Consider the following 12,374-nt stretch of genomic DNA (forward strand, 5'->3'; position numbering starts at 1 on the left):
TTGTGCTGTTGTCCTAGTCTATGCGACAACCCGCAAAGCGCAAAAAAATCTCACATAAATACGCTTGAAAAGCCCGTATCCAGACCCATTTTAAGATTGTGGCCCGATAACGAACACGCCTGATGGGTGTTCGGGGGCGCCAGAGCCTGTCCATGGTGGAAGGCTATATTTTCTCGCTGATTTCAGGAGTTTTTATCTATGCGTAACTTCGATCTTTCTCCGCTGTACCGTTCTGCAATTGGTTTTGACCGCCTGTTCAACCATTTAGAAAATAACCAAAGCCAGAGCAACGGCTATCCTCCCTACAATGTTGAACTGGTTAACGAAAACCACTACCGCATTGCCATTGCTGTCGCCGGTTTTGCAGAAAACGAGCTGGAGATCACCGCGCAGGATAACCTGCTGGTGGTGAAAGGTGCCCATACGGCTGAGCAAAAAGAGCGCACCTACCTGTATCAGGGTATCGCCGAGCGCAACTTTGAACGCAAGTTCCAGCTCGCCGAGAACATTCACGTTAAAGGCGCGAACCTGGTTAACGGCCTGCTGTTTATCGAACTGGAACGCGTGATTCCGGAAGAGAAAAAACCGCGCCGTATCGAAATCAACTAATTACGCGGGTCGCTCTCGCGGCCCACTCAGAATTGCTTGCCGTAATGGGAGCATATGCGAATCCATCAGGATTTGCAGGAACAACTGCGCACAAAATTAAACTGTGCCGAACTCGCTTCTCAGAAGGAGATTTAGTATGCGTAACTACGATTTATCCCCCCTGCTGCGTCAGTGGATTGGTTTTGACAAACTCGCTAACGCTCTGCAAAGCACCACCGAGCAACAGGCGTTTCCGCCGTACAACATCGAAAAAAGCGATGATAACCACTATCGCATCACGCTTGCGCTGGCCGGTTTCCGCCAGGACGATCTGGACATCCAGCTTGAAGGCACGCGTTTGACCGTGAAAGGTACGCCGGAAAAACAAGAGACCGAGACCAAATGGCTGCATCAGGGGCTTGTTAATCAGCCGTTTAGCCTGAGCTTTACCCTGGCAGACCATATGGAAGTGTCCGGCGCAACGTTTACCAACGGGCTGCTGCATATCGACCTGCTCCGCAACGTGCCGGAAGCCATCGCGCCGCAGCGTATCGCCATTAGCGAGCGGCCGGCGTTAAACAGTTAATACTGTGCGGGCTGGTGCCCTCACCCCGGCCCTCTCCCACAGGGAGAGGGTGAAAAGATAAGGCCCTGCCGTGGCAGGGCTTTTTTGTGCGCCATCGCCCATACAATCTCATCCGGCTCTGAGAGAATCCTTAGCATAACTAAGGTTATACACAGGATGTGGATCATGAGTGATATCGCGTTAACCGTTAGCGTGTTGGCCCTGGTCGCTGTTGTGGGCCTGTGGATTGGCAATATCAAAATCCGCGGCGTCGGGTTTGGCATTGGCGGAGTGCTGTTCGGCGGCATTTTTGTTGGCCATTTTGCCGACCAGCTTGGGCTGGTTCTCAGCGCCGAAATGCTCCACTTCATCCAGGAGTTCGGCCTGATCCTCTTTGTTTACACCATCGGTATCCAGGTCGGGCCGGGCTTTTTCGCTTCCCTGCGCGTATCCGGATTGCGCTTGAATCTCTTTGCCCTCGGCATCGTGGTGATGGGCGGCCTGGTCACCGCTATCCTGCATAAACTCTTCGACATCCCGCTCCCCGTGGTGCTGGGGATTTTCTCCGGCGCAGTCACCAACACCCCAGCGCTGGGGGCAGGCCAGCAAATCCTGCGCGATTTAGGTATCGAACCCGGCATCGTCGACCAGATGGGGATGAGCTACGCGATGGCCTATCCGTTTGGGATTTGCGGCATTCTGCTCTCCATGTGGCTGGTGCGGGTGCTGTTTCGCGTCAACGTCGATAAAGAGGCGAAAGACCACGAAACCACGCTCACCAACGGCCATATGCCGATCAAAACCATCAACATTCGCGTCGATAACCCCAACCTGAACAATATGGCGATTCAGGACGTACCGATCCTCAACAGCGCCAATATTATCTGCTCGCGCCTCAAACGTGATGACATGCTGATGGTGCCCTCCCCCGGCACCACAATTCTGCAGGGCGACCTGCTGCACCTGGTTGGGCAGCCGGGCGATCTCAACAACGCGCGGCTGGTGATTGGTCAGGAGGTCGACACCTCGCTCTCCACGCGCGGAACGGACATGCGCGTCGAGCGCGTCGTCGTTACCAACGAAAAGGTTCTGGGGAAGAAAATCCGAGATCTGCAGGTAAAAGAGCGCTATGACGTGGTGATCTCCCGCCTTAACCGCGCGGGTATTGAGCTGGTTGCCAGCCCCGAGGCCAGCCTGCAGTTTGGCGATATCCTCAACCTGGTCGGGCGCCCGTCGTCCATTGATGCCGTGGCGGACATGGTAGGCAACGCCCAGCAAAAGCTGCAGCAGGTGCAGATGCTGCCGGTCTTTATTGGTGTTGGCCTCGGCGTGCTGCTCGGCTCCATTCCGCTGTACGTGCCGGGATTCCCGGTGGCGCTCAAGCTCGGCCTGGCGGGCGGGCCGCTGATCATGGCGCTTATCCTCGGGCGTATCGGCTGTATCGGTAAGCTCTACTGGTTTATGCCGCCGAGCGCGAACCTGGCGCTGCGCGAGCTGGGCATCGTGCTGTTCCTGGCGGTCGTCGGGCTGAAATCCGGCGGTGATTTTGTTGATACGCTGGTCAAGGGTGACGGGATAAGCTGGGTCGGCTATGGCATCTTTATTACCGCTATCCCGCTGCTAACGGTCGGGATAATGGCGCGAATGTTCGCCAAAATGAACTATCTGACGCTGTGCGGCATGCTGGCAGGCTCCATGACCGATCCCCCGGCGCTGGCCTTTGCCAACAACCTGCACGCCACCAGCGGCGCGGCGGCGCTGTCGTACGCGACGGTCTATCCGCTGGTGATGTTCCTGCGCATCATTACGCCGCAGCTGCTGGCGGTGTTGTTCTGGGGGATGGGCTAACAGCTTCATCGGCATTACGCTATGCTGAAGCCTGCCTGCAGCACGACAAGGAACCCCCATGAAAATTTCCCGCCTCGGCGAAGCGCCGGACTACCGCTTCTCGTTGGCTAACGAACGCACTTTCCTGGCGTGGATCCGCACCGCGCTGGGCTTTCTGGCCGCTGGCGTCGGTCTCGATCAGCTTGCCCCCGACTTTGCCACCCCCGTGATTCGCGAAATCCTCGCGTTGCTGTTATGCCTGTTCGCGGGCGTGCTGGCGATTTACGGCTACCTGCGCTGGCTGCGCAATGAGAAGGCGATGCGCCTGAAGCAGGATCTGCCCTATACCCGTGGGCTGCTGATTATCAGCACGATTCTGCTGACGGTAGCGGGCGTAGTGATGGTGCTGGTGTTCTATGGCGGATAGCCGCAAAGCGCGGCGCGAAGCGGACCCCGGCCTGCAGCCGGAGCGGACGTCGCTGGCCTGGCTGCGCACGCTGCTGGGGTATGGCGCGCTGATCGCCCTGGCGATTAAGCACAACTGGCACCGCACGGGGGTGCCATTCTGGATCTCAATTATCGTGCTGGCGCTGGTGGCGATCGTTTTGTGGCGCTATACCCGCAGCCGTAACCTGATGGACGTAGCGCAGAACGATTTTGCACAGCCGAAGGCGGTGCGCGATAAGTTCCTGATCGCGCTTGCTGTTCTCTCGCTGTCATTGTTGTTTGCGGTAACCCACATTCAACAAATTTTGCAGTTGTAGGCCGGGTAAGGCGCAGCCGCCACCCGGCATAATTACTTCCCTTTCGCCAGATACTTCGCCATCTCGTCTTCCGGCACCATCCCGCCGCCGGTCGCCCACACCAGGTGGGTAACGTTGGTATGCGAATGAACGCGCAGCGGCCCGGCCATCCCCGCCAGCGCCGACGGCTCCAGACGAATGCCTTCCGCCTGCGCCAGCCAACCGAGCATATCGTACATGCTCTGGTCGGAAAGCGTATAGAACCCGTCGAGCAGGCGTTCCATCGCGCGGCCCACAAAGCCGGATGCCCGCCCAACCGCCAGACCGTCCGCCGCCGTCACGTTATCAATCCCCAGATCCTGCACGGCAATTTCATCGTGCAGGCCCGTATAAACCCCCAGCAGCATGCACGGGGAGTGCGTTGGCTCCGCAAAGAAGCAGTGGACGTTATCGCCGAAGGCCAGCTTCAGGCCAAACGCCACGCCGCCGGGACCGCCGCCGACGCCGCACGGCAGGTAGACGTACAGGGGATGATCCGCATCCACCACCCGGCCCTGTTCGGCAAACTGCGCCTTCAGGCGCTCGCCTGCAACGGCATAGCCCAGGAATAAGGTGCGGGAATTTTCATCGTCGATGAAGAAACAGTTCGGATCGCTTTCCGCCGCTTTTCGTCCCTGCTCCACCGCCACGCCGTAATCCTGTTCATATTCCACGACGATGACGCCGTGGCTGCGCAGTTTGGCTTTCTTCCACTCGCGGGCGTCGGCAGACATATGTACCGTCACCTTAAAACCGATGCGTGCGCTCATAATGCCGATGGACATCCCGAGGTTGCCGGTTGAGCCCACCGCAATGCTGTACTGGCTGAAGAAGTCCTTAAAGCGCGGCTCCAGCAGAATGCTGTAGTCGTCTTCGGTGCTCAGCAACCCGGCGTCCAGCGCCAGTTTCTCGGCGTGGGTCAGCACCTCGTAGATGCCGCCGCGCGCTTTAATCGAGCCGGAAATCGGCAGATGGCTGTCTTTTTTCAGCAGCAGCGTGCCGGGAATAGACTTCGCAGATTCTTTCTCCAGCCGCGCCTGCATTGCCGGGATCGCGACCAGCTCGGATTCAATAATCCCGCCCGTTGCCGCCGTTTCCGGGAAGGCTTTCGCCAGATACGGCGCGAAGCGTTTCAGGCGAGCGTGCGCGTCGTCCACGTCGGCTTTGGTCAGCCCTACGTACGGCAACCCTTCCGCAAGCGTCGTGGTGCGCGGGTTTAGCCAGGTGGTTTCTTTCAGGGCAATCAGATCCTCAACCAGAGGAAACTGTGCGGTTAACGTGGTGATAGTTGCGTTTTCCATAGTACGTCTCTTCGCGCTCAGATAATGAAGGAAAGCAGGAATGTGCCGCCAGGTGCAAGCTCCGAGGCGATAAACCTCGCCGTCGTCATATCTCACCTCACCCTTATGTCATCTGTGGGTATTGGACGAAAAAACGGCGTGGGCTGACAAGCGATATAAATTGGCGTTCAGGTGAGCCAGATTGGATCAACTGAGTGACTGCGCTCAAAAAAGCGCACTTAATCCGTATTAGGTTCACATAAATTCACCCTTGAGCGGTATGCTGAGCGCAGAAACCACGCGCGAGAATTGTGATGACCGATGCAAATGAAGCCAGAAACCGGCTATTAAACGGCTGCCAGCTGTCGAAAATGTACACCTTTGAAGTGGCCGCCCGGCATGAGTCCTTCGCCCTGGCGGCGGCGGAGCTGTCGCTCAGCCCCAGCGCGGTGAGCCACCGCATCAACCTGCTGGAAGAGGAGCTGGGTATTCAGCTGTTCGTCCGCTCGCACCGTAAAGTCGAGCTGACGCAAGAAGGGAAGCGCGTTTACTGGACGCTAAGATCGTCCCTCGACACCCTGAATCAGGAGATCCTGGATATCAAAAACCAGGCGCTCTCCGGCACGCTGACGGTCTACTCCCGCCCGTCGATTGCCCAGTGCTTGCTGGTGCCCATGCTGGGGGATTTTACCCGCCGCTATCCGTCGATTTCACTTACCATCCTGACCGGCAATGATTACGTTAACATGCAGCGAACGGGCGTCGATCTGGCGCTCTATTTCGACGATACGCCGCCAAACCACCTCTCTCATCACTTCCTGATGGACGAGGAGATTTTGCCGGTCTGCTCACCGCGGTATGCCCGCGAGCATGAACTGCTGAAAAACCCCGATAACCTCAGCCACTGCACGCTGTTGCACGACCGTCAGGCCTGGAGCAATGATTCCGGTACGGACGAGTGGCTGAGCTGGGCACAGCATTTTGCGGTGAATATGCCGCCATCGTCGGGCATTGGTTTCGATCGTTCCGATTTAGCGATTATTGCGGCCATCAACCACGTTGGCGTCGCGATGGGCAGAAAGCGGCTGGTGCAGAAACGGCTGGAACGAGGCGAGCTGATCGCCCCGTTCGGTGAAAAGACCCTGAAATGTCATCAGCACTACTATATCTCGACGCTTTCTGGCCGCCAGTGGCCGAAAATAGACGCCTTTATCGGCTGGCTGCGAGTGCTGGCAGGTTGAAGAATTATTACGCTTTCGCTCTACACCAAATATGAAAAAGCGTGCTAAATACAGGTAATGCTTTCGATTTATCCAGGGTAAACCGTGTTCAAGCCTTTCATTGCCACTGCCTTACTGATTGCCTCCGGCTGGGCCATTGCCGCTGAGCCGCCGCTGACGGCTGCCCGTTACGCGCAGAAGCTGGGCGTGGGAATGGATGTCGACTGGGCGCGCACCGAGCGCGGCATTCGCGAGTTCGACCCGCTGGTGGTGCGTGATTTTCGCGCAAAAGGGATCACCCACGTGCGCATTCGCGTGGCCGATGAGCCTACAGAAGCGCGGCTGATCCATCTGCGCAAGCTGGTAGAAGCCTGCGAGCAGTACGGCGTGATCCCGATAGTCGCTTATCAGGCAGATGAATACAAAAACGACCCGAAACCCGATAACGAGAAAGAGGTGGTTAACTGGTGGATTGCCGTGGCGCACTATTTCGGCCAACGCTCACCGCTGCTGGGTTTCGATCTGATCTACGAGCCTGCGGATAAGCTCAACCACAACGCGGCATCGCTTAACCGGGTGTATGAGAAAGCGATCAAAGATATTCATGCGATTAACCCGAACCGCATGATTTTTATCGCCCCTCGCCTGCGCGCCGCGCCGGAAGATTTATCCAGCCTGAAGTTGCCCGCGCGCAGCCAAAACTACCTGCTGGCGGAATGGCATATCTTCCCGTGGGGACCGTTGAAAAGTAACGGCAAATACCCGTGGACGTCGGGGACGCCAGCCGAGAAAGCGGCGATTCATAACCGCATCAATACGGCGCTGCGCTGGCAGCAAAAAACCGGGCACGTCAGCTGGGTTGGGGGCTGGGGCGTAGGGGAGTCAAATCATCTCACGCCAACGGCATCGCAAATGGCGTTCGCCACCTTTATGGCCTGCGAGCTGCAAAAGGCAAAAATCCCTTACGCGCTTAACGCGGATTTTCAGTTTTACGACGGGGAAGAGGGGGCCTGGCGACCCGCGCCAGAGCCGCTGCTGCAGACGATGATTTCGCCTGCGTGTGAAAAGCCCGGCGAGAAGCCGGGCCATCGTGCGGTTAAACCGGCTGCTCGTGATGCGGGACGCGCGACGCCAGCGGCAGCCAGCACAGTAAAATCAGCAGCCCCATCAGCGTCATCAGTAACCCCAGGCTAGCCTGACCGGTTTGCGGCATCATCGCGGAAAGCCATGCCAGCGCGCCGGAGCCGATATTCTGCATACCGCCAACCAGCGCGCCCGCCGTGCCTGCAAGGAACGGGAACGGCTCCATCGCGCCGCTGGTTGCCAGCGGGAACAGCATTCCCGCGCCGAAGAAAAACAGCGCCGCCGGGATGAGCAGCGTCCAGACCGTCATCACGCCGAACAGCCCCGGAAGCCACATCATCACGCCAGCCAGCAGGCAGCTAATTACCGATTGCCACATCAGCGTCGAGAAACGCTTGTTCGGACGTCCGGCAAACCACGCCCCGAAGAACGCCGCCGGGATCGGCAGAATAAACAGAATGCTCACCACCATGCTGCTCAGGCCAAGACCCGCGCCCAGCAGTACCCCGGAACAGGCTTCGAACACCGCGATACCGGCCAGGCCGCCGATCAGCATCAGCAGATAGCAGGTAAACGAGCCGTTACCGAACAGCGTCTTATAGCTGGCGACAAGCTTCGTGCGCGGTGCGTCTTTTGGACGGGTTTCCGGCATCCAGCGCCCCATGCTGAAGGTGACAATCACGCACAGCCCCAGCAGGAAGGCGTAGCAGGCGCGCCAGGACCACATCGTGTCCAGCAGGCCGCCAATCAGCGGGGCGAGAAGCGGGCTGACCAGAATGCCCATATTTAACAGGCTGTTGGCATGACGGAGCTGGGTGCCCTGATACATATCGCGCGGTAAGGTGCGCGCCATCACCCCGCCGACGCCGGTACCGACGCCCTGCAGGGCGCTGGCGGCAATCAGAACGGTCAGGTTATGGGTTGTCATCGCAATGACGGTGGCCACCATGAAAATGCTCATGCCTACCAGGATCACCGGTCGACGCCCGACGCGGTCGGAGAGCGGTCCGTAGATGAGTTGCGAAACGCCATAGGTCAGCAGATACGCTGCCATCACGCTTTGCACCGCGCCCTCGCGGACGTTCAATTCCTTCGCCATGTCGGCGATCGCCGGGATGTAGATGGTTTGCGCCATCTGACCGACGGCCACCAGCAACACCAGCATCAACAATAAGTTAACGTTCCTTTGTTTTTTCATGTCGCTGAATACTTTTGCCAAAAGAGAAAAATGAAGAATAAGTGACTGCGCATTCCCATAAATGCGCGAGGAATCTACCACAGTGAGATGACAATTTAAGCATTGTCGTGGTGAATGAAAAAACCGTGAAAGGCAGGATTTGTAAACAAGATCGGCAACTAATGTTGCCAGTGATTTACGCCAGGCGCAGCAGAATGGCGCCGCCGGCAATACCCAATGCCGCCGCGATGCGCAGACCGGCAACCTTCTCTTTTAAAAGCAAAAATGCGATCAGCGCGCCAAAGAGAATCGAGGTTTCACGCAGCGCGGCGACCACCGCCAGCGGTGCCTGCGTCATGGCCCAGAGCGCCAGACCGTATGAGCCCATCGTGCCGACGCCGCCGAGCAGCCCCTTTTTCCAGTGCAGGCGCAGGTAGCTGGCGGCTTCGCGTCGACGCGCCACCATCGCCCAGCCGAGCAGGCAGAAGCCATTCATAAAGAAGGTCCAAAGCGTATAGCCCAGCGCGGTGTCGGACAGCCGCACGCCCGTACCGTCCACCAGCGTATAGCCCGCGATAAAACAGGCATTAAGCAGTGCCAGCCAGATCCCCTTGCGTGACTGCAAACGGCCGGTCATCGCCATCGCCAGAATCGACAGGCAGATCGTGCCAATGCCGGCCCAGGCGAGCCCTGAGAGGCTATCCCCGAGCGCCAGTACGCTGATCAGCGCCACCAGCAGCGGGGCCGTACCGCGCATCAGGGGATAGGTCTGGCTCATATCCGATACCTGATACGTCTTGGCGACCAGTACCGTATACACCACCTGTAGGGCGCAGGAGACAATTAAAAACGGCCAGCTTGCGGCAGAAGGCTGCGGAGAGAAGGGGAGCAGCACCAGGGCAATCAGCGTGGCGGAGCCGCTGACGCTGATTGCGGAATAGAGCTTGTCCGTTCCGGCCTTAACGATGGCGTTCCAGCTGGCATGCAGCAGCGCGGCGAACAGCAAAATGCAGAAAACGGTGATGGTCATGGCGTATCGGATGGTGAGTTGTCATCCAACTGTAACATTCAGGCTCTGATGCTGCCAGCCGGTTACACCGCGCAAAAAAGACGGTGCGTCACCCGCGGTTCGTCCGACACCAGCGTAAAACCGGCGCTATGATAGAACCCGTAGGCGGCGTCCGGCGCATGGGTATTGAGGAAATCAAACCAGATGCTGGCATCGGCCATCACCACGGTTAACAGCTGCTTGCCGATGCCCAGTCCGCGGCACTTCTCGCTGACGTAGAGATGGCGAATACGCCCGGCGCGCGGCTGCTGGCTGAACGGATCGCGGTTGAGACCGCACACGCCTACCAGCCTGCCGTTGAGAAACGCGCCCAGCAGCTTTTCACCCGGCGCGTTAAAGCGGTTCTCACCCCGCTGCCAGTTTTCTTCCAGCCTGCGCAGCATGTTGAAATTCAACGCGATACTCTCGGCCTTCAGGGCGATATACCCTGGCTCGTCAGGCGTAACAGGCTCAATTAACAGACGCGACATAGCATTCCCTCGTTATTAAAGAGGGGCGGTTGCCCGCCCCTCTCAGGTGCGACTTGAACCTGAATCACCGAACGTATTTCAGGACAGCATCAAGCAGTTGCAGTACAGCAACAATGAGTTTGAGGATAAGTATCACCATATCCACGATGCCCATACGCGTCTCCTTTTGGTTCAAAGGAGCACGATGCTGGCGTACCTTTCCGCCGCCTGTGGCCAGCACCTGGATTGACGTAACACAGTGTGCTCACTTCAGGGGGTTAAGGCACTGACGGCACCACCCGTTTCAGCCAGGACTTCGTTGCGCCGGTAGAACTGCGGCCCCCTCGCTCACTGCGAACACCCTCAGTATAGATAAATACTGTATGCATGAACAGTATTTTATGGACAAAAACGTGAAGCCGATCCATACTCAAAAACGTCAAAATCCGTGCCTGAATTGCGCGTTCGTCTGCGATCGCGTATACTTTTTGCGTTGACGTAACACAGTGTGTTCTGCGGCGACCAACCGCAAAACCCTGATAAAAACCTCGCTTAGGCGGGGTTTTTTGTTTTCTGGTCTGCCCAAAAAACTGCTGGATAAGCGAGGGTTCAGCTATTTGGCTTCGCGGTGAACTGGTTAGGATCGCATAAGATAGGTATTAGACTCATTTTGTAAAGATAGCACTACTAAATGTGTGAACTAATATAAACCGCTAATTCCCTTCAAGTAATTAAGGTGTTTCGTTAATAACCGTAATAAATAAAATCGGAGTAACTTATTTTTTATGTGAATGTTTATGTAAGGGATTTTTACAGGTTTGAATTTCTGGATTTTTCAATGTATATTTTTATAGCCGCAATCATTGTATGGATACATTATGCAAGCGTCTGATTATTTAAAGATGAAGTTCCAGAGTGACAGGCAGTTGGCTATTTATGGACAGCAAGGTGCTGCAGGAGCATGGAGAGCATTAAAGGGGATCGGCTCTGATATTTACTCAGGAATTGAGCGTGTAAGTTGGTACTCATCATGCTTAATCCCCAGCTATCACGATGTGTGTGACGAGGTTCTCTCAGAAGAAAAGAGAATGTACCTCTCAATTCTCTCGTTTTACCGTTATCGCGATGTAATAGCACACATGCTATACCTTTATTTTGAAAGTGTTATTACCGATTCTGAAAATGGAAATGAACAAAATCGCGTTCGTAAGATGGATTCAAAAGTAACTGGGCTTGTTAATAACATACCGACCAACAAGGCCGCGCGTTTGGCGATAGCATGGGGGCTGGCCAAATACCTTTCCGAATCAGGCATACTCTCTGAAATCGTTGTTGAACGGCTTGCACGCCGCGTACCTAACGTTGTCATGGCGTTTCAACTGATTGGAACGGAACAGAAGTGCGCTCTTGCTGCTCGTCGCCTGAAAACATTGGACCCAAAGTATTACGCCACCCTCTATGCCGCACAACTGGAGATGCTTTACTACTTTTTTGAGCCTTTCCTGTCTGAACTCATTAAGAAGGTGCAGTTGGGATTCTATAAGGATTTCGATGCAATTTATAACGACTTAAAGGGCAAGGGGCATGTTTAAGAGCTTGCTATCAATTCTATTTTCGGATTTTTTATTCCCTGTTTATATTTTTGCGTGTGCCTCTTTATTTCTGTGGTTGTTGCCTGACCACTGGGTATTACTAACATTCATTTCAATCATTGTATTTATTATTGTTCATCCGATAATTTTCGGCCGCTTTGATAAGTACGATTAAATCTTATAAAAAGGATTTTTTATGTCAAACCCAGCTTATTTGTTTCTAACAGATGAAAATGGTTCTCCCATGATTGGTCCTTGCCTTGTGTCAGGGCGTGAAGGTGCAATTGAACTCAAATCGTTTACTCATAATGTCAACATCCCAGTCGACGGGAATACCGGGAAATTGACGGGCACGCGCATACACATGCCCGTCATGTTTCAGAAGGAATTTGATCGTGTAACCCCGATTTTATTTCGGGCGCTGAGTACGGGAAGAACACTTCAGTCAGCCACTATTAAGATGTATCAGATTAATGAGGCGGGTTTTGAAGAGGAATATTTTAATATCCTCCTGGAGAATGTAAAAATAACCTCAATCACACCAGACCTCTATCCCGGCGCAAACACCGGAACACACCTTGAAACGGTTCTCATACGCTACGAGAAAATCACCTGGAAGCATTGCGACGGCAATGTCATCTATAGTGACTCCTGGAATGAGCGAGCAACGTACTGAAACGTGATCCCTGACGCATTTTTGCGCAGATGAAAATATTTCCATTGTCACGACCGAAAACCTGTG

The 12,374-nt window shown here is 55.5% G+C and carries 14 protein-coding genes and 1 other annotated feature; of the genes, 9 read left to right on the plus strand and 5 right to left on the minus strand.

Annotation, left to right across the window (positions count from 1 at the left end):
- Positions 1-132: 132 nt before the first annotated feature.
- Positions 133-205 (plus strand) — a sequence feature (ROSE (Repression Of Heat Shock gene Expression) occurs in the 5'-region of heat shock genes and acts as an RNA thermometer to modulate expression.).
- From ibpA to E0L20_RS14570, 5 genes are all read left to right on the plus strand, one after another.
- The gene (gene ibpA, locus E0L20_RS14550) at positions 199-609 is read left to right on the plus strand and encodes a small heat shock chaperone IbpA (RefSeq protein ID WP_131634561.1); all 411 of its coding nucleotides are present in this window, start codon (positions 199-201) and stop codon (positions 607-609) included. (Overlaps the previous feature by 7 nt.)
- A gap of 136 nt (positions 610-745) precedes the next feature.
- Complete coding sequence (gene ibpB / locus E0L20_RS14555) at positions 746-1,174, plus strand: small heat shock chaperone IbpB (protein ID WP_131634562.1); 429 nt, start codon at positions 746-748, stop codon at positions 1,172-1,174.
- A 165-nt stretch (positions 1,175-1,339) separates the two neighbouring features.
- On the plus strand, positions 1,340-3,001 hold the full coding sequence (locus E0L20_RS14560; protein ID WP_131634563.1) for a putative transporter: 1,662 nt from the start codon (positions 1,340-1,342) through the stop codon (positions 2,999-3,001).
- Between the two features lie 58 nt (positions 3,002-3,059).
- On the plus strand, positions 3,060-3,407 hold the full coding sequence (locus tag E0L20_RS14565) for a YidH family protein (protein ID WP_131634564.1): 348 nt from the start codon (positions 3,060-3,062) through the stop codon (positions 3,405-3,407).
- Positions 3,397-3,744: a DUF202 domain-containing protein gene (locus tag E0L20_RS14570; protein ID WP_131634565.1), complete on the plus strand. Its 348-nt coding sequence runs from the start codon at positions 3,397-3,399 to the stop codon at positions 3,742-3,744. The genes E0L20_RS14565 and E0L20_RS14570 overlap by 11 nt, the downstream gene beginning before the upstream one ends.
- A gap of 32 nt (positions 3,745-3,776) precedes the next feature.
- On the opposite strand, the gene dsdA is transcribed toward E0L20_RS14570, so the two are convergent.
- The gene (gene dsdA / locus E0L20_RS14575) at positions 3,777-5,063 is read right to left on the minus strand and encodes a D-serine ammonia-lyase (protein ID WP_131634566.1); all 1,287 of its coding nucleotides are present in this window, start codon (positions 5,061-5,063) and stop codon (positions 3,777-3,779) included.
- A 293-nt stretch (positions 5,064-5,356) separates the two neighbouring features.
- On the opposite strand from dsdA, the gene dsdC reads away from it, so the two are divergent.
- Entirely contained in the window at positions 5,357-6,283 is a 927-nt protein-coding gene (gene dsdC / locus E0L20_RS14580; protein WP_131634567.1) for a DNA-binding transcriptional regulator DsdC, read from the plus strand.
- A gap of 84 nt (positions 6,284-6,367) precedes the next feature.
- Entirely contained in the window at positions 6,368-7,456 is a 1,089-nt protein-coding gene (locus tag E0L20_RS14585; protein WP_131634568.1) for a glycoside hydrolase family 5 protein, read from the plus strand.
- On the opposite strand, the gene emrD is transcribed toward E0L20_RS14585, so the two are convergent.
- The 4 genes from emrD to tisB all read right to left on the minus strand — a co-directional run bounded on the left by emrD (position 7,359) and on the right by tisB (position 10,215).
- Positions 7,359-8,543, minus strand: coding sequence for a multidrug efflux MFS transporter EmrD (gene emrD / locus E0L20_RS14590; protein WP_131634569.1), 1,185 nt, complete (start codon positions 8,541-8,543; stop codon positions 7,359-7,361). The two genes, E0L20_RS14585 and emrD, sit on opposite strands and share 98 nt — an antisense overlap.
- A gap of 175 nt (positions 8,544-8,718) precedes the next feature.
- Positions 8,719-9,552: an EamA family transporter gene (locus E0L20_RS14595; RefSeq protein ID WP_131634570.1), complete on the minus strand. Its 834-nt coding sequence runs from the start codon at positions 9,550-9,552 to the stop codon at positions 8,719-8,721.
- A 62-nt stretch (positions 9,553-9,614) separates the two neighbouring features.
- Positions 9,615-10,061, minus strand: a complete 447-nt coding sequence (locus E0L20_RS14600) for a GNAT family N-acetyltransferase (protein ID WP_131634571.1) — start codon at positions 10,059-10,061, stop codon at positions 9,615-9,617.
- Between the two features lie 64 nt (positions 10,062-10,125).
- Positions 10,126-10,215, minus strand: coding sequence for a type I toxin-antitoxin system toxin TisB (gene tisB, locus E0L20_RS24205; RefSeq protein ID WP_023331685.1), 90 nt, complete (start codon positions 10,213-10,215; stop codon positions 10,126-10,128).
- A 703-nt stretch (positions 10,216-10,918) separates the two neighbouring features.
- Here tisB and E0L20_RS14610 point away from each other — a divergent pair.
- Together E0L20_RS14610 and E0L20_RS14620 are read left to right on the plus strand one after the other, a co-directional pair.
- Positions 10,919-11,632 (plus strand): hypothetical protein, encoded by a 714-nt coding sequence (locus E0L20_RS14610; protein WP_131634572.1) that lies wholly within the window; start codon positions 10,919-10,921, stop codon positions 11,630-11,632.
- Positions 11,633-11,828: 196 nt separating this feature from the next.
- The gene (locus E0L20_RS14620; RefSeq protein WP_131634574.1) at positions 11,829-12,308 is read left to right on the plus strand and encodes an Hcp family type VI secretion system effector; all 480 of its coding nucleotides are present in this window, start codon (positions 11,829-11,831) and stop codon (positions 12,306-12,308) included.
- Positions 12,309-12,374 lie beyond the last annotated feature (66 nt).

The organism is Enterobacter wuhouensis, from assembly GCF_004331265.1.
GTDB lineage: Bacteria > Pseudomonadota > Gammaproteobacteria > Enterobacterales > Enterobacteriaceae > Enterobacter > Enterobacter wuhouensis.

Coding starts and splice junctions, on each gene's coding strand:
- ibpA (WP_131634561.1), top strand. CDS start 199: ATGCGTAACTTCGATCTTTCTCCGCTGTACCGTTCTGCAATTGGTTTT.
- ibpB (WP_131634562.1), top strand. CDS start 746: ATGCGTAACTACGATTTATCCCCCCTGCTGCGTCAGTGGATTGGTTTT.
- E0L20_RS14560 (WP_131634563.1), top strand. CDS start 1,340: ATGAGTGATATCGCGTTAACCGTTAGCGTGTTGGCCCTGGTCGCTGTT.
- E0L20_RS14565 (WP_131634564.1), top strand. CDS start 3,060: ATGAAAATTTCCCGCCTCGGCGAAGCGCCGGACTACCGCTTCTCGTTG.
- E0L20_RS14570 (WP_131634565.1), top strand. CDS start 3,397: ATGGCGGATAGCCGCAAAGCGCGGCGCGAAGCGGACCCCGGCCTGCAG.
- dsdA (WP_131634566.1), bottom strand. CDS start 5,063: ATGGAAAACGCAACTATCACCACGTTAACCGCACAGTTTCCTCTGGTT.
- dsdC (WP_131634567.1), top strand. CDS start 5,357: ATGACCGATGCAAATGAAGCCAGAAACCGGCTATTAAACGGCTGCCAG.
- emrD (WP_131634569.1), bottom strand. CDS start 8,543: ATGAAAAAACAAAGGAACGTTAACTTATTGTTGATGCTGGTGTTGCTG.
- E0L20_RS14595 (WP_131634570.1), bottom strand. CDS start 9,552: ATGACCATCACCGTTTTCTGCATTTTGCTGTTCGCCGCGCTGCTGCAT.
- E0L20_RS14600 (WP_131634571.1), bottom strand. CDS start 10,061: ATGTCGCGTCTGTTAATTGAGCCTGTTACGCCTGACGAGCCAGGGTAT.
- tisB (WP_023331685.1), bottom strand. CDS start 10,215: ATGGGCATCGTGGATATGGTGATACTTATCCTCAAACTCATTGTTGCT.
- E0L20_RS14610 (WP_131634572.1), top strand. CDS start 10,919: ATGCAAGCGTCTGATTATTTAAAGATGAAGTTCCAGAGTGACAGGCAG.
- E0L20_RS14620 (WP_131634574.1), top strand. CDS start 11,829: ATGTCAAACCCAGCTTATTTGTTTCTAACAGATGAAAATGGTTCTCCC.